General features: G+C 61.2%; 13 protein-coding genes. 7 read left to right on the forward strand and 6 right to left on the reverse strand.

The features are described 5' to 3' along the window. Positions 1-61: 61 nt before the first annotated feature. Entirely contained in the window at positions 62-1,615 is a 1,554-nt protein-coding gene (locus tag CCD76_RS10885; protein WP_087719549.1) for a glucosyltransferase domain-containing protein, read from the reverse strand. A 316-nt stretch (positions 1,616-1,931) separates the two neighbouring features. Here CCD76_RS10885 and CCD76_RS10890 point away from each other — a divergent pair, with 316 nt between their 5' ends. The 6 genes from CCD76_RS10890 to CCD76_RS10915 all read left to right on the forward strand — a co-directional run bounded on the left by CCD76_RS10890 (position 1,932) and on the right by CCD76_RS10915 (position 11,271). Further along, entirely contained in the window at positions 1,932-3,515 is a 1,584-nt protein-coding gene (locus CCD76_RS10890; RefSeq protein ID WP_244179904.1) for a glucan biosynthesis protein G, read from the forward strand. Positions 3,516-3,534: 19 nt separating this feature from the next. Continuing rightward, a complete protein-coding gene (mdoH, locus tag CCD76_RS10895) occupies positions 3,535-6,006 on the forward strand; it encodes a glucans biosynthesis glucosyltransferase MdoH (RefSeq protein WP_087719550.1) in 2,472 nt (823 codons plus the stop codon). A gap of 164 nt (positions 6,007-6,170) precedes the next feature. After that, positions 6,171-6,413, forward strand: a complete 243-nt coding sequence (locus tag CCD76_RS10900; RefSeq protein ID WP_071233199.1) for a GlsB/YeaQ/YmgE family stress response membrane protein — start codon at positions 6,171-6,173, stop codon at positions 6,411-6,413. A 159-nt stretch (positions 6,414-6,572) separates the two neighbouring features. Then, positions 6,573-7,853 carry an acyltransferase family protein gene (locus tag CCD76_RS10905; RefSeq protein ID WP_087719551.1) on the forward strand — a complete coding sequence of 427 codons (1,281 nt, stop codon included), beginning with the start codon at positions 6,573-6,575 and terminating at the stop codon, positions 7,851-7,853. Positions 7,854-8,097: 244 nt separating this feature from the next. Continuing rightward, positions 8,098-10,398, forward strand: a complete 2,301-nt coding sequence (locus tag CCD76_RS10910; RefSeq protein ID WP_256961276.1) for a DUF1266 domain-containing protein — start codon at positions 8,098-8,100, stop codon at positions 10,396-10,398. 255 nt (positions 10,399-10,653) lie between these two features. After that, complete coding sequence (locus CCD76_RS10915) at positions 10,654-11,271, forward strand: C40 family peptidase (protein WP_087719553.1); 618 nt, start codon at positions 10,654-10,656, stop codon at positions 11,269-11,271. 127 nt (positions 11,272-11,398) lie between these two features. Here the strand turns inward: CCD76_RS10915 and slyD are convergent, their stop codons facing one another. Further along, the gene (gene slyD / locus CCD76_RS10920) at positions 11,399-11,881 is read right to left on the reverse strand and encodes a peptidylprolyl isomerase (RefSeq protein ID WP_087719587.1); all 483 of its coding nucleotides are present in this window, start codon (positions 11,879-11,881) and stop codon (positions 11,399-11,401) included. Between the two features lie 205 nt (positions 11,882-12,086). Between slyD and CCD76_RS10925 the strand changes: the two genes are divergently transcribed. Continuing rightward, positions 12,087-12,374 (forward strand): hypothetical protein, encoded by a 288-nt coding sequence (locus tag CCD76_RS10925; RefSeq protein WP_087719554.1) that lies wholly within the window; start codon positions 12,087-12,089, stop codon positions 12,372-12,374. Between the two features lie 133 nt (positions 12,375-12,507). Here the strand turns inward: CCD76_RS10925 and CCD76_RS10930 are convergent, their stop codons facing one another. The 4 genes from CCD76_RS10930 to purB form a co-directional block, all read right to left on the reverse strand. After that, on the reverse strand, positions 12,508-13,494 hold the full coding sequence (locus tag CCD76_RS10930; RefSeq protein WP_087719555.1) for a lipid A deacylase LpxR family protein: 987 nt from the start codon (positions 13,492-13,494) through the stop codon (positions 12,508-12,510). A gap of 207 nt (positions 13,495-13,701) precedes the next feature. Beyond that, the gene (locus tag CCD76_RS10935) at positions 13,702-14,169 is read right to left on the reverse strand and encodes an outer membrane lipoprotein (protein WP_087719556.1); all 468 of its coding nucleotides are present in this window, start codon (positions 14,167-14,169) and stop codon (positions 13,702-13,704) included. A 155-nt stretch (positions 14,170-14,324) separates the two neighbouring features. After that, positions 14,325-15,506, reverse strand: a complete 1,182-nt coding sequence (locus tag CCD76_RS10940; RefSeq protein WP_087719557.1) for a cupin domain-containing protein — start codon at positions 15,504-15,506, stop codon at positions 14,325-14,327. Positions 15,507-15,536: 30 nt separating this feature from the next. Then, positions 15,537-16,901 (reverse strand): adenylosuccinate lyase, encoded by a 1,365-nt coding sequence (purB, locus tag CCD76_RS10945; RefSeq protein ID WP_087719588.1) that lies wholly within the window; start codon positions 16,899-16,901, stop codon positions 15,537-15,539. Positions 16,902-16,958 lie beyond the last annotated feature (57 nt).

Raw genomic sequence — 16,958 nt, forward strand, 5'->3', positions numbered from 1 at the left:
AAGGGGAACATCGGGCGTGACATCGCGCAGGCGGCAATGGGAAGACGCATGCCGAATCGGCTCAGTCGTCGATCGGAAGTTCTGTCGTGGTCAGCGCGTGATGACATTTGCGGTCGAACGACACCACATAACTCCCTTCGAATTGGTAGAGCGTATACCAGGCGCGCCGGGACAGCGGTTCGAGCCGTCGGCATTGCGCCTCGAAGCGCCGACGCAGCGGCGGGTCGTCACTGAGTTCGAAGGCCGAGGAAAGCCCACGACGATAGAGATCCTGATAGCCCCACCAATAGCCATTGTCGAGATAGGGACGGATCAGCTCGCCAATCAAGGGATGCACGGCGATCGCGTTACGTGTCGCACGCGTGAAGGGCAGCGTTCCATCGATGACCAACGGCGTGGCTGATGGCTGTGTGGCGAGATCGTCGATCAGTTGTATCGACACCTCATCGGCGAAGAGCGCCTGTTGACGCTGTGCGTTGCCGTAGGCGTAAGCCAGGGTCAGTGGCGTGCCGAGTGCCAAGACGATCAGTGGCCAACCCAGCAGGGACCAGCCCTTGGACTGGCGTGGACGTCCCAGCCAATGAAGAACGCAGAACAGCAGGCCGGCATACAGCGCGCCGAAACCCATCATCACCCTGGGTTGCCAGATCGGATGGGCCAGGGCCGAGAGGAATCCCAGCCCGCCGAAGGGCAAGCAGACCAGCACCAGCACCATTACCGGCAGCCCGGGGACGCTGCGGCGACGACACGCGGCGACCAGCAAGCCTGTCGGTGTCACGATGGCCAGCGCCGTGAATAGCCACCAGGTGGGCGTGTCCACCATCGTTGCCGCGTAATGCCAGAATTGCCCGGTCTGGTCGAGCAGGTGGCCGGGCAACTGCCCGAGCGGCGCCAGCCTGCTGTGCTGCTCGCTGTAGTCGCCCTCGATCAATGCCGCGGAGACGAGCTTCGATATCACCAGTGCCAACACGCCCACCGCCAGTGCCCCCAGGTGCCGGTTCCAGTCCGGGCGGCCATGGTGCGAGATGGTCAAGGCAACATGAAATGCCAGCAGGATGAAGTAGACGTTGGCCGCCGGCTGGTAGAACAGCAGCGAAGCCAGTACGCCGGCCCCGCCTGTCAGCCAGCGAAACCGCGCTTTCCAGAGATGATTTTCGCGCGGGTCCAGGGCGCAGGCGATACCGGCAATGGCGCAGGCCAGGGCGAGCGCCATGGGCAACGCATCGAAGTGATAGGAGAGGTTTTGTAGGAAAAATGGCTGTACGACCAGTATCAGCATCGCGAGCCAGGCATAACCCGTGTCAAATGCAAGCAGGCGACGGCGCCACAGCAGAATCGCCGCGGTGATGGCAGCCAGCCCCAGCCATAGCGGCAGTGGCGCGAGATCGGCAAGACGTGGGCCACCATTGACAAGGAAGGCGATCAGGCTGGAGAGCGGACGCCCGTTGGAGACCCACCCCATTTCGCCATGGAAACTGCGCCAGATATCGTCACGGTAGAGGTGGTCGGCGTGGACGAGGGGGTAGCTGAAAATGACCAGATACGCCATTATGCCCAGCCAGCGGCGTAATCCGGTTGTCATGTTCACCTGGTTGGGGTGCGAATCGATACGCATTCATCGGCCTCATCCGTCGGTGAACCGGGGCGCGGGCTAATAAAGTGTGTGTGAATAGAACATGAGTCAAATAGCGCGGTCGCAGACCGGTATCGAGGTCTTTCCGTGTCCGCAGTGTAGCGTATGCTAGACTTCGGCCATACGAAGCACGGAGGCTTCGCTATCTCGTCGTCCTTCATCGTGAGTTGCGTCCGCGTCCTGAATACCGGCAGTGCGGCTACCGGCTGGGCTGACCGTTTACGATATGGCTATGTGCGGTCTTGAACATTTCGAGCTCGTTGATATCGGCCAAGATAGTTATGACAGGAGTATGAGTGTGAGTGCATCGATCCGGCGGAGTAACCTTGAAAAACGCAAGGCGCTTCTTCCGGTGGTAGCCCTGACAGGGTTGCTACTCAGCGGTATCGCCCAAAATGTATTGGCTTTTGGTTTCGATGATGTCGCGAAGAAAGCCGAAGACCTCTCGAAGCAGGGTTATAGCGAACCTGAGAAAAATCTGCCGGAAGCGCTGCGTAATCTGGACTACGGCCAGTATGAGCAGATCCAGTACAAGCGTGACCGCGATGTCTGGAGTGGAGACGGGGTGCCTTTCACTCTGAGCTTCTTCCATGAGGGCATGCATTACGACAGTGCCATTCAGCTTCATAGTGTCGATGATCAGGGCGTTCAGGATTTCGCCTACAATCCCGATGACTTTACCTACGGCAATCTCGATTTGCCGGACAGCGCCAAGAACGACGATGACTTGGGCATCGCGGGCTTCAAGGTCAATTACGCCCTCAACCAGGCGGATCGCAAGGACGAGACGATGGTATTCCTCGGCGCGAGCTACTTTCGCGTCGTCGGCAAGAACCAGGTCTATGGCGTTTCCGGTCGCGGCCTCGCCGTGGACACGGGGTTGCCTTCCGGCGAAGAATTCCCTCGTTTCAAGGAGTTCTGGATCGTCAAGCCGAGCAAGACGAGCCAGTATCTGACCATCTTCGCGCTACTGGATTCTCCCAGCCTGACGGGCGCCTATCGCTTCGTTCTACGCCCGGGTGCCGACACCGTGGTCGACGTCAAGTCGCGGCTTTTCTTGCGCCGCGCGGTCGAGAAGCTGGGTGTGGCGCCGCTCACCAGCATGTATCTCTATGGTCCGGAGCAGCCCTCATCGACGCTGAACTACCGTCCGGCCATTCATGACTCCAACGGCCTGCTGATCAGCGACTCGCAGAACGGCTGGACCTGGCGGCCATTGGCCAATCCGGCGAAGCTGATGATCAACGAGCATGCGACACCGCGCCTGCGTGGTTATGGCCTGATGCAGCGTGATCACGAGTTCGACAGCTACCAGGATCTGGACAGCCGTTACGACCTGCGGCCGAGCGCCTGGATCGAACCCCAGAACGAGTGGGGCGCGGGCAAGATCGAGCTGATCCAGATCCCGACCCCCAATGAAACCAACGACAACATCGTGTCGATGTGGCTGCCGGAAACCGCTCCGCAACCGGGCACGCCGCTGGATTACGATTATCGCTTCACCGTGACCAAGGACGAGAGCCGTTACGTCGACCCATCGCTGGCCTGGGTCGAGCAGACCCGCCGCTCGCGTGGCGAAGTGCGTAAGGACAATCTGGTGCGTGAAGCAGACGGCTCGCTTGCCTTCGTGCTGGATTTCGAAGGCCCTTCGCTCTCCGGCCTTGGCGATGATGCCAACCTGAGCGTTCAGGCCAGTGTCGGCGACAATGGCGAACTGGTCGACGCCTCTACCGAGCGTAACCCGGCGACCGGTGGCTGGCGTGTGTTCGTCAAGATCAAGCGCAGCGACAACGCCCAGCCGCTGGATATCCGCGCCTATCTGAATCAGGGCGACAAGCGGGTCTCCGAAACCTGGTACTACCGGCTGCCTGCCAATGGCTGAAGCGACGTCCAGCTCACGGATGACGTCAGCCGAGCAATACCTGGAGCGGTTGGCACTGGAAACCCAGGATCGTGACGAGCGGCGCAAGCTGCTCGCCAGCGATCTGGACACTCACGATATGGCATCGCTGCATGCGGCGTTGGGCGGGCGAGAGGTCGACAGCGATGATCCTGCCGCCACATCGGTGGGGCGTCGCTTGGCGCTGGCCTATGCCGAGCCGCCGCTGGCGCCGCCGGACGTCCTGAGCACCGACGAGCATGGGATCACCCGCCTGCAGACAGCGCCGCCCATGCGTCGGACGCCACTGGCACCGGAGGCGTGGTCCACCAATCCCTTCGTGCGGTTTGGCCAGCGTCTGAAGAACTGGGCAGATCGTGGCTATCGGCGCAGGCAGCGCGAGGCCAAGCCGACCCCGCGCTGGCAGTGGATCGCGAGCGCGCGGCGCTGGGTATTGCTGGTGCTGATTTTCGGCCAGAGCGTCGTAGCCGCCAACCAGATGCGAACGGTATTGCCCTATCAGGGCCAGCAATGGCTGGAAGTTGCCATTCTGGCGCTGTTCGTGCTGCTGTTCGCGTGGGTTTCCGCCGGCTTCTGGACCGCCCTGATGGGCTTCTTCCAGCTGTTGCGAGGCCGGGATCGCTACGCCATCGATTCCGAGGTCGGCGACGAGCCGATCCCGGACGACGCGCGCACGGCATTGCTGGTGCCGATCTGCAACGAGGACGTCCCGCGAGTTTTCGCCGGCGTTCGCGCGACGATCGAGTCCCTGCGCCAGAGCGGCAACGGTCGCCATTTCGATGTCTTTATCCTGAGCGATACCTACGATCCCGACATCGCGATCCAGGAGACCCACGCCTGGCTGGCTCTGTGCCGCGATCTCGATGCCTTTGGCCAGGTGTTCTACCGTCGTCGTCAGCGCCGGGTGAAACGCAAGAGCGGCAACCTCGATGACTTCTGTCGTCGCTGGGGCGCGCTCTACCGTTACATGCTGGTGCTGGACGCCGACAGCGTGATGAGCGGGGCCTGTCTTACGCGCCTGGTTCAGATGATGGAAGCGCATCCGGATGCCGGTATCGTCCAGACGGCGCCCAGGGCCTCCGGGCGACTGAATCTCTATGCGCGCATGCAGCAGTTCGCCACGCGGGTATATGGGCCGCTGTTTACTGCCGGACTTCACTTCTGGCAACTGGGCGAGTCGCATTACTGGGGGCACAACGCCATTATCCGTATGGCGCCGTTCATGCAGCACTGTATGCTGGCACCGTTACCTGGCAAGGGCTCGATGTCCGGCGAGATCCTGTCCCATGACTTCGTCGAGGCGGCGCTGATGCGGCGTGCCGGTTGGGGCGTCTGGATCGCCTACGAGCTGGAGGGAAGCTACGAGGAGATGCCGCCCAACCTGCTCGACGAGCTCAACCGGGACCGGCGCTGGTGCCACGGCAATCTGATGAATTTCAGACTGTTCCTCTCCAAGGGGATCCATCCCGTTCACCGCGCGGTGTTCCTGACCGGCCTGATGTCCTACATCTCGGCGCCGCTGTGGTGTCTCTTCCTGGTCCTGTCGACGGCGCTACTTGCCGTCCATACGTTGAGTACGCCCAACTATTTCCCGGAGCCGGGGATGATGTTCCCGGTATGGCCGCAGTGGAATCCTACGCTTGCCGTCGGGTTGTTCGGGGCCACCGCGACGCTGCTGTTCCTGCCCAAGGTATTGAGCGTGATCCTGGTGTGGGTGCAGGGAAGTCGCCAGTTCGGCGGGCCGCTCAAGGTGCTGGCGAGCATGGTGCTGGAGTCGCTGTTCTCGATGGCCCTGGCCCCGGTACGGATGCTGTTCCACACGCGCTTCGTGCTGACCTCGATCATGGGCTGGTCCATCCAGTGGCGATCACCGTCCCGGGAAAACAGCGACACGACCTGGGGTGACGCGATTCGCAATCACTGGAGTCAAACCGTGATCGGGGCGGTCTGGGCCGTGGGGGTTTATCTCATGGAGCCGACCTTCCTGTGGTGGCTGTCGCCGATCGTGGGGGCGATGATGATATCGATACCGGTCTCGACCCTATCCAGCCGCGTGTCGCTGGGGAGCGCCTGCTTCCGCGCGCGGCTGTTCCGGATCCCTGAAGAGACTCACCCTCCACGTGTACTGCGCCGGATGGTGCGTCATCTGGGCAGAATGAATGCCGCGGCACCCACGCCGACCTTTATTCAGGTGGTCGTGGATCCGGTATCGAACGCCCTGGCAACGGCGCTGGGAACGTCGCGCCATGCGCATGCCGAGCCGTTGAAACGGAGGCGCCACGAGCGCGTCAGCCAGGCTGTCAAGCAGGGGCCGGTGGCGATGAACAATCTCGAGCGCCTGGCGTTTCTGGATGATCCGGTGATGCTTTCCCAGTTGCACTGGAGAGTGTGGGAGGATCCCGAGGCTCACGCTGCCTGGCGTCATTACGGATTGCCGCCAAGGGTATCGCTGCGGGTGCCGGCATTCCATTGAGTCGCGGCTGCCATGCGCCTGTCGACGCGAAAGCGGGCCCACACATGTGGGCCCGTTTTGGTCTCGAACTTCGAACAATTCGAGAATGCTGTCTATGCTTGGACTAGGCAATGAGAAGTTGCCCGATGAGCTATTCATGCTGAAGGGAATCAAGGAGTAACACTATGGGCTTCATCCTGTGGCTGATTATTGGTGGCATTGCGGGCTGGATTGCTGGAAAAGTCATGCGTGGCGGTGGGTTCGGTATTCTCGGGAATATCGTCGTCGGGATCGTCGGTGCCGTGATCGGTGGCTTCCTGTTCAGTCTCCTGGGGCTATCGTCGAACGGGCTGATCGGGTCCCTGGTCGTGGCGACCATCGGTGCGATCATCCTGTTGTGGATCGTCGCCAAGGTGAAGAAAGCCTAGACGGATTTCATACCGGTTGGCCTAGGAGAGAAAGCCGCGCGTTGCGCGGCTTTCTTGGTTCTGGCTGGCCGTTGCGCTCGCGGAAAAGCAATCCAGGCCAAGTGTTTGCTGACTGGAATCGGGTACACTAGCGCCTTTGACGGACAGAGATCTGCAAGGATGCCCGATTCAACGACCGGCACGCGTAAAGAGCGCTTCATTGGGCTCGAATGGCTGCGCTTTCTGCTCGGCCTCTACATCGTCATTTTCCATACGCTTCACAACTATCCTTCCATTCGCGATTGGTCGCACTACGTGACCGATATCGGTTTCTTCTCGACCAGCGCCTTTTTCGTGCTATCCGGCTTTCTGTTGACCCATGTCTATCTCGACTCGTCATACCAGATGCGCGAGTCGCCCAGAAGCTTCTGGCTCAAGCGCTTCTCGAATCTCTACCCGATTCACATCGGATCACTGCTTCTCGCCATGGCAGTATCGGCATTGGTCGGCTACCTGGCGATCGCGCCGGGGGATAGCGATATCTCGCTGCGGTTCGTGGTGTATGACGTCAATAACGATATCGGCCAGCTCGACTGGAAGAGCCTGAACCACACCATGGGGCCGCTGGAAACCGGCATCAATCTGCTGCTCAATTTTACCCTGCTGCATGCCTGGAATCCGCTATACCTGACCTTCAATCCACCGTCCTGGTCGATCTCGGCATTGTTCTTCTTCTATCTGACGTTTCCCTGGCTGGCGCCTCGGCTGCGCCGCGTTCTGCACCCGCGTCGCGCCATGTTGCTGGTCAATCTGGTCTACTTGATTCCGCCTCTGTATGTCATTCTGACCACCGATTACGGCGTGCCGGAGACCGGCATCCTGCACCGCAACCCGCTGATTCGTCTGCCTGAGTTCGCCGCCGGCATCTTGCTTTGCACGTTCTATGCGCAACGCAAGGCGCAGGGGCGGCTGATGACGCTTCCCCAGTGCTGCCTGACGCTGTTGGCGGTTGCCGTCAGCGTGACTCTGGCAGTCACGCTCCTGGGGCTGGGACATGCCTGGTACTACGCCCTGCATAATGGTCTGCTGCTGCCGGCGCAACTGGCGCTAATCTACGTTGCCGCGCATTGGGGAGAGCCTCGCAGTCGTCGATTGATGCGTTGGGCAACCCGACTGGGCGGCGCATCGTTGCCGATGTTCGCACTGCATGTGCCGCTTTATGCCGTGTTCTCGCGAGTCGAGCGTGTACTCTCCGGAGATCCCGGCCTGTGCAGGACGGATTTTCAGGGCTGCCTGGCAGCGGCGGGTGAGTTGCATCTCTGGCTATACCCGCTGTTCCTCGTTCTCACCGTGCTTTTCTGTGTGTTGTTCCAAGAACAGTTCGTGGTGCGCGTCAGGAAGTTCCTGTTACGTCATCTGCTCGGCAAGACCCCGCGCTCTCATACCGAGAAGTTGAGCTAGATCTCCGTCATGTCGTCGTGCGCCGAGCCATCGGCGCACGAGCACCTTTCCGGTATACTGTGCCGCCGCATGCGCCCTGTCGGAATCCTTTCGGCGTCCGGCGCAAGCCGTTTCCCGTAGCATGAGGTCTCTCTTGAGCGAACTTCTCGTCCCATGGTGGGCCCAGCAATTGACGCTTTGTGGTTGGCCCCTTGTCAGCGATCCTCGACTGGCACTCAGCGCCGACCAAGCGTTCGAGCGCCTCATGTTGCTCGGGATCGATAGTCGGGACGAGTTTGCGTGGCGACTCTGGGAGAACGCTTCCGACACAGGCGAGCCTCCAATCGCACGGCTGGCCGCTCTGGAGTTGCTGGCGCTGGGAAGTACCGTCGGCTGGACCCATCCTCGAACGGATGAGGCCTGGCTGCTTGCCCTGGCACGCGACATCGTGACCGACATGCCGACGCTCAAGACCTGGGTGCAGGCGCTGGCGAATCTGGGCGATCCGGCGCTGGATCTGGCGGGGCAGGCACTGTTGGCCCGGGAACGGCAACAGCGAGGCGTTTCCTGGCGTGAGGTTCGGCACAGTCTGAAATCGATCGATATGCCGGCTCCGCTTTGGCCCGCAGATCTCTGGCGAGCCAGGGCCGCTATCGCGCCGGTTCTTGCCTGGCCAATCCAGCCTTCTCCGGAAGAACAGCGGCAGCAGCAGGCGCTGTTACGCGAGCAGGGCGAGGTCCGTGGTCCGGATGAGCTCAAGTCGCTGTTGTTCTGGCTCGCTGGCCAAGGGCACCGCTACGGCTGGGAGATGGACGCGGTTCGACTCGCGCGCCAAGGGGCTGAAGCTCGCGTCGAGTGGTTGGCCGGGTTGAACGATCAGCAGGACTACGGCCGGGTGCTGCTGCAGTTCCTGGTCGAAGAGGAGCCGCTGGATTGGGCTGCGTGGGACTGGCTGCGGCTCGTCGACCAGGCTTACCTCGGCTGCTGCGCTGGCTGGCTTTCTGTCTCGGAGGCGGAGGTGCTCGCGGCCCATGCCATCGATCTCATGCAGCAGCGCTATGCCGATTGGGAAGCGGTGGCACGTGCCTATCAGCGAGGGCGTAGCCTGTTCGAAGGCCGGGACCTGCGAGAGACGTTCGACAGCGACTGGGGCGGTCTGCTCGTCGCCAGCCGAAGCCCGTGGGAAACGCCACTTTCCCTGATTCTGGGAGAGGAGCAGCGCCAGATGGCGCGGACGTTCATCCAGCAGCAGCGTGGAGAAGCCGACAGTTGGGTGCTGGCCATTGCGGCGGTACGGGACCCGGATCTGATCCATCGTCGCCATCTCGAAGAGCCGCTGGGGCAGGCTCGGACTGAGGATGCCGAACGCTACCTCGAAGAAGTTCTCGGCCTGCGTCGGGAGGAGGGCACCGCTGGGCTGGCGAGGTTCTGGATGCCTGCGCAGGCGCATCATCTCAATCAGCTGGCGGCGGATTCTCGCCATCACGTCGGTCGAAAATCGTCGCGGGAGGCATCGCGGCGACTGGCCGCCTGTGCCGATCATGCAGCGACGATCGCCATGGCGGAAAAGTACGCGTTCTATCTGGTGATGGCCGCCGATAGCGGCCGCTATCCATCTTTCGAAATCAAGGCGCTGGCCCAGTCGCTATGTGACGTGCTGAGTCGCTTTTACAGCGACCCCTTGCGCATGCTCTCGGCCTGGCATGCCTGGGAAATCGTCTTGAGTCAGGATGAAGCGCCGGAAGAAGTCTCGCTGGCGGATGATATTGCCTGGCATCGGCAGGATCCGGGGTCGCCGTTTCATTGGCTGACAACGTCGCGGTCTCTGACCTGGCTCGAGCCAGGCGTGCGGCCGACATTGACGCGCTTCACGGCGATATCGCTGGCTGGGCCGCTCAATGAAGCGCTGTGGCAGGCACCGCAGCCTCTGGCGCCGCAGGATCGGCAGGCATTGGGGGAGTGGGTAGAGCATCAGTATGCCTTGCAGGGGGCTGCCGGGCTCATCGACTTCCTGGATTTTCTGGTCGAAGCGGGTGACCGTCAGGATTACCAGATCAACTATGCGCCCTATACGCTCAATCGCGCTCGGCTCGAGGCGGAAATCGCGATTCTCGAGTCAGGTGAGTGTGCGGACGAGGAGCGCGTCCATCTATTGCGCCTGAAACACGTGCGGGACAATGCCTGCCGCTGCAACGATCAGGACATGACAGCCTGGGATATCGCGCAACTGGTGGATCTTGCCTTGGCCGGTCGGCAGCTCGATTGGCTCGACGAGGATCGGCTTTCCCACTATCTCGACGCCGCGATGCGCCTGGCTGGGCGGCATTACAGCAGTTGGCACGATTACGCCGAAGGGTTGTACAGCGGTTTCGGATTCTTCATGGACGACACGCCCGAGCGAGAGGCCTTTCTGATGCGCTTTCGGGAGGCTCTCAATGCCTGGCTGGAAGCAAGGCCGCTATTGGCCGGCGCCTGGGCGAGCCTCGATTTTCCCGGTAGCGCCATGACTCACTGGACATCGCTCCATGTCGATATCCTGCCGGGCGAGGCGCATCATCTGCATTGACGTTATTCGTTGATCCTGAAGACTCGCCAAAGCGTTTTCAATGACATATGATCTCCGTTGTGCTACGCCCACTGGAAAGAGGGCGTGGCTTTATTCTGTCCGATTGATCGATGATTCGAGCCGAATACAGGCCGTTTTGGCGGTGACACCTCGTCGAGGTGTGTCACCACCACAGCGACTCCATTTCGCCGGACGACTCCTCACGAGTCGTCGGCGGTGCCCGTGACGGCTCACAGGCGAACGAGGTCGCGCTGAATGCTAAGACGCACAGCCATGGGGCTGGCACTGGCACTGGTGATGGTCATGTCCGGTTGCTCCGCTCCTGTAAAACAACAACAGGTCAACGCGCAGTATTCACTTCCCGTGGTCAAATCCCCGACTGTTGCTACCAGCGAAAACCGGAGTGTGCCACCTGCGCCTCAGACAATCCGGGACTTTCGGCCGCAGAATGTCTCTCCGGCAGTAATTCGCAAGGCGCTGCTGGACGAACACGAGCGTTGGGTGGGAACGCCTTACGTGCTCGGTGGGACGACGCGCAACGGTATCGATTGCTCCGCACTGATGCAGCACGTGTTTGGGGAAGCCTTCGCTCTCGAGCTGCCGCGCACGACGGAAGAGCAGGTGCTGGAAGGGAGTCGAGTGGCAGAGAATAGCCTAAAGGCGGGGGATCTGGTCTTCTTCCGGCCGCCAGGGCCTTACAACCATGTTGGCGTTTACGTGGGTGATGGCTACTTCCTTCATGCGTCGTCATCCCAGGGCGTGAAGCTGTCTCGTCTCGATAACGTCTACTGGAAGCGCTACTACTGGCAGGCGCGGCGCCCTGTCGAGCGCACACAACTGGCCCAGCGGGTGATGCTGGCCAGCGAAGGTTGAGATCGGTCGTGAGTGTCGTCGTCTCGACCGAGCAGTAAGCGGACATCAAAAGGGCAGCCATGAGGCTGCCCTTTTACTTGATGGCGATGACACCGATAACGGATCCCGGCGAGGGGCTCCGACACGATCAGTGCTGGTGACCACCTTCGCCATGGACGTGTCCATGGGACACTTCTTCTTCGGTCGCTTCGCGAACTTCGGTGATCTCGACGTCGAAGTTCAGCTTCTCGCCAGCCAGCGGATGGTTGCCATCGACCGTTACGGTATCGCCTTCTACCTTGGTGACGGTGACCATCAACGGACCTTCCTGAGTCTGCGCCTGAAACTGCATGCCGGGCTCGACGTTATCGACACCCTGGAAGGCATCGCGCGGAACTTCCTGAACCAGTGCCGGCTGGACTTCACCGTAACCTTCGCTCGGTGCGACGGCGACCTGAAGCTTATCACCGCTACCGTGACCCTCGAGCTCTTTCTCGAGGCCCGGAATGATGTTGCCCGCACCGTGCAGGTAGGTCAGCGGCTCCCGACCTTCGGAACTGTCCAGCACCTCTCCCGCATCATTGGTCAGTTTATAGTGGAACGCGACCACGGAGTTCTGGGCAATCTGCATCTCGAAACCTTTGCGTTTGTGCATGTCTGTCCCATCCTAACGTGCCACGGCCTTTCTGTCAGGTCGCAATGACGTTGGATATTGGTCTAGCCGGCTCGATGCAGCCCACGGGACGGCCTCCATAGCAGTTGCGCCGCTTCATGGGTGTGGTTACCCTGATTCGAGGATAAACTACCGTGATTCTGCGGTTGAGGAGAAGTTCGTCATGACCGTTTTCGTCGTTTGGCTCATTGCCTTCGCCGTTCTGATTTTTTTGTTGCTCAAGGCTTGGGATGGCGCGCTCGGAGCGGCGGTCAAGCGCCGGCTGCCGGCACAACTACAGGGAGATCCCGCCCAGGATCGCTGGGTGATGGCGATCGCCTTGGCCGTGCTCGGAGCGACCTTCATCGTGAAACCCGTTTCCATGCTCTTGACGCTGATCCTGCTGGCGATCGTGCTCTGGGTAGGCAAGCGCGTCGTCTGCTGGGGTATGCGTAAAGCCAGGTTGCACTGAGCGGACCGATGGTCCGTCATTTCGGTCGGGGCCATCAGACGCACGACGGGCGATGCTTGAAGCATCGCCCGTCGTGCGTCTGATGCTACCTTTGCGCTCGAGTTGCGTTTGAAGTGACGATCACCAGCTAGCTTTACAGCCAGGTCGAGAGCGTGATCGAGCCGAACTGATCGCCACTGTCCTGCTCCTCGAATTCGTGAGTGCGCCAGACGGAGCTGTAGGTCAGCTGCCAGCGGTTCCAGGAGAGCGCCAGGCCGATCTGGGCATCTCCGACCCAGGGGCGTCGGTCGACGGAGTGGCTGTCCTCGAACGTATTGCCGTCGAGCAGCATGTTGTAGGCCATGAGCCGGCCTTCGACGTTGGCAAAGACGTACCAGTTGAAGCCACTGTCGGCTTCGAAGAAGATCCGGCTGCCTTGGGCGGGTGCCACGGCCGGAACGCCGAAACTCTTGTTCAGCCCTTGGCCCAGGCGCAGCCCGAGCCCCGTCGCGGCATAGGTATAGAGGTTGCCGGCCGCGAATCCGACCGAAGGGCCGTATTCGGTTTCCAGCGTGCCCAGTTGACCTTGCTTCCACCAGGCGGTGTTATACGCTACGTTGACGAACGGCTCGTTGTGGAGCTGGTTGTGCCAGCCTTCGGGCTCGTCGCTACCGATCAAGTGATGAAAATTTTTCTGCACGGTACGACCGCCGGCGCCAGGGCCCACGATACCCACATCGAAATAGAGGCCGCTGGTGCGACGCCACCCGACGAGCTGTTCGTCATCGAACAATGAGAGCCCGGCATAGAGAACGCCGGCATAGGGGCGGTCGTCCTCGATCAAACGACGCTTGTCGATGTCCTCGGGGGTATAGATCTGTTGCCCGAAACGATAAGCGGCACCATCGAGCGAGTTTGCACTCCAGCCGGGCAGGGCATCGGCAAGGGCGCGAGTCCAGTGGTCCCGGTCGGGCTTGAAAGACCAGTCGATCTCCAGTCCGTTGGTGTAGTGGCCGTCTTCACCGCTGGCAAAAATATCGTTTTCCGATTTCAGTGTCAGGATGCCATCAGCCCAAACCGAGCCGGATATTCCAGCCAAGGCGATGGCGGAGCCGGTTCTTGCCCACGTTAGTCCCTTCATGAATCGTATTATTCCCTTGAACGAATGGTGTGCTCTACACAACATACAACAGCGAAGGTAAAGCGTCGATAACCTTTGGAATTAATATCACGCTAACGAAAAACGGCGCCCTGAGGGCGCCGTTGACGTCTATTGACTATAGACAGGCTTTCTACATTGGACGCGGTTTTCTGCCGTCCTGGTTGCCTTGATCCTTCGTTGCCTGGATCAATAAGGGGCCACGCTCACGCTCGAGCCGCTGGCAACCAGCTTGACGCGCTGACCCACCTGCCAGTTGCGGTCGGCCTTCTGGACGACCACGACGTTCTGACCGCTGTCCTGACGAATTTCGAGCTCGTAACCGTCGACACGGTCCGTTGCCTGCTGAATCTTGCTTCCGGCGACGGTGCCGCCGATGGCGCCCGCGGCGGTCGCGATGGTGCGTCCTGAGCCGCCACCGACCTGGTTACCCAGCAGGCCGCCAATCACGGCGCCACCGAGGCTGCCGAGAACGCTCTCGCCGTTGCCGCCTTGGATCTGTACCGGGCGAACCGACTGAATGGTGCCGTAGCTGACGGTCTGTGCGGTACCTGCCTGATCGCCGCGATAGACGTCGCCTGAATAGGTCGAGTTGTTGGTGCAGCCAGCCAGGGCCAGCAGGCTCATGACCAGCGCGGGGGCGATAAGTCGTTTCATGATCCATTCTCCTTAACATCCAGATTTGGCTTCGTGCCGGGTACACTGAATCAGTACATTAAAACAGTGTTCTAAAACGAGTCCAGTGCAGAATATCCTTAGCTACGGCACCAACCATGCCTACATGGAGTGTAGACATCGCTGCCACTGGCCCGCTAATCCTGATCATCCTCCTCGGGTACGCTCAGGGTGCCGCTATTGATGAGAGTGGCAAGCAGGGGCTCGCTATTCGGAAACTCAAGTACCCTCGCATCGAGACGGGAATTGGCCGACAGATACTGTGCCAGCTCGAGATCGCAGACAATGGCGTCTCCATCGGCGAACAGCGTGGCCCGGGCGTCATCCAGCCGGCGCCAGGCAAAGCGCGAGCCGAGGCTATGGGTCAGCTCGCTACCGCTCTCCAGAGCGCTGCGCAGCTCGCTCGGTTCTGCCGGGGATTCGGGCGGGATCAACTGATCCAGGTACTTGGGCTGGGTCATGGCGCGACCGAACCATTGCGCCATCTGTTCCGGCCTGTCGATGGCATCCAGCAGCAAGGCGCGGACACGGGCGATCGCCTGATCGTCCAGTTCGCCGATAGCGGCTGGCGGCTGCAGATCGGCGTCGCCATAGCGCTGGCTGTCACCGAGCTGCTCGCCGATATAGTCGGCAAACGAGGTCACGACCTCATCGGTGGAGGGCGCCCGGAAGCCGATCGAGAAGGTCAGGCAGTCGTCGGAGTCGCTGATGCCATGGTGCGCGACGCCGGGGGGCAGATAGAGCATGTCGCCGGGTTCCAGCACCCAGTCCTGGCCGGCTTCGACCATGAAATCTTCCAGAATCCGCAGATCGATCCCGGGAAGCAGCCTGGCGTCGTCACCGGGCGTGCCGCCCAGTTGCCAGCGACGCCGGCCGCTTGCCTGCAACAGGAAAACATCGTACTGATCGACGTGCGCGCCCACGCTGCCGCCAGGCGGAGCGTAGCTGACCATGACGTCATCGAGACGCCAACTCGGTATGAAATCGAACGCTTCCAGCAGCTCGGCGACTTCGGGAACGTAGTGATCCACGGCCTGCACCAGCAGCGACCAGCCGCTGACCGGCAGGCGCGAGAAAGTCTCCTCGTCGAACGGGCCATGGCTGACCTGCCACGCCTTGTCGGGGCCATGCTCCTCGACCAGCCTGGCTTCGATGCCTTCCTCGCAGGCCAGGCCCGCCAGATCGTCCGGCTCCAGTGGCGAGACGAAGCCGGGCAGTGCGCCGCGGATCAGCAGCGGCGATTTCTGCCAGTGCTGGCTGAGAAACTGGGCGGGCGTGAGGCCGCCGAGCAGGGTGCGGGGCGAGTTGGCCGACGTCATATCGATCTCCAGTTGGGTATCGTTGAGGGCTTAAAGCGCTTTGGCCTGATCGATGGCGTTACCGATGTAGCTTGCCGGTGACAGCGCCTTGAGCTCGATCTTGACTTCGTCCGGCAGGGCGAGCGTGTCGATGAAGGCGGCAAAACCGGCCTGGTCGATGCGCTTGCCGCGGGTCAGTTCCTTGAGTTTCTCGTAGGGCTTTTCGATCCCGTAGCGGCGCATGACAGTCTGGATCGGCTCGGCCAGCACTTCCCAGCTCTGGTCCAGGTCGTCGTCGAGACGCTGCGGATTGGCCTCGAGCTTGCCGATACCCTTGAGCGAGGCTTCGTAGGCAATCAGCCCATAGGCCAGGCCGACGCCGAGATTGCGCAGCACGGTGGAGTCGGTTAGATCACGCTGCCAGCGGGAGATCGGCAACTTGCGGGCCAGGTGATCGAGCAGCGCGTTGGCCAGCCCCAGATTGCCTTCGGAGTTCTCGAAGTCGATCGGGTTGACCTTGTGCGGCATCGTGGAGGAGCCGATCTCCCCGGCAACGGTGCGTTGCTTGAAGTAGCCCAGCGAGATGTAGCCCCACACGTCGCGATCGAAGTCGATCAGGATGGTGTTGAAGCGGCTGATGGCATCGAACAGCTCCGCGATGTAGTCGTGGGGTTCGATCTGGGTGGTATAGGGGTTGAACGTAAGCCCGAGCGATTCGACGAACATGCGGGCGTTGTCGGCCCAGTCGATCTCCGGATAGGTCGCCAGGTGAGCGTTGTAGTTGCCCACGGCGCCGTTGATCTTGCCCAGCAGTTCCACCGACTCGATCTGCTTGAGCTGGCGCTGCAGGCGGTAGGCGACATTGGCCATCTCCTTGCCCAGCGTCGTGGGGCTGGCGGTCTGGCCATGGGTGCGCGACAGCATCGGCTGTTCGGCATGCTCGTGGGCCAGGTTGGCGATGGCGTCGTGAACCTGGTGCATCGTCGGCAGCAGCGCGGCCAGGCCGTCGCGCATCATCAGGGCATAGGAGAGGTTGTTGATGTCTTCGCTGGTGCAGGCGAAGTGCACGAACTCGGTGATGGCGTGCAGCTCGGGCTGATCGGCGATCGCTTCCTTGAGGAAGTACTCGACGGCCTTGACGTCGTGGTTGGTCGTGCGTTCGATGGTCTTGATGCGTTCGGCATCGGCGATGGAAAATTCCTTCACCAGCTTGTCCAGAAACGCCTGTGCCCCTGCGGAAAGTGGCGGCACTTCGGCGATACCGGGATGGGCCGCCAATCGTTCGAGCCAGCGCACCTCGACGGTGACGCGAGCCCGGATCAGGCCGAACTCGCTGAAATGTTCGCGTAGCGGCGCGGCTTTGGCTGCGTAGCGGCCATCGACGGGGGAGAGGGCGGTCAATGCGGAAAGTTCGATCATCTTGGGTTCCCGAAGGCTCGCACGAGCTCGAAGCTCGCGGTTAACGAATTCATG

Origin of the sequence: Salinicola salarius (assembly GCF_002179555.1) — a bacterium.
Lineage (GTDB): Bacteria > Pseudomonadota > Gammaproteobacteria > Pseudomonadales > Halomonadaceae > Salinicola > Salinicola salarius_A.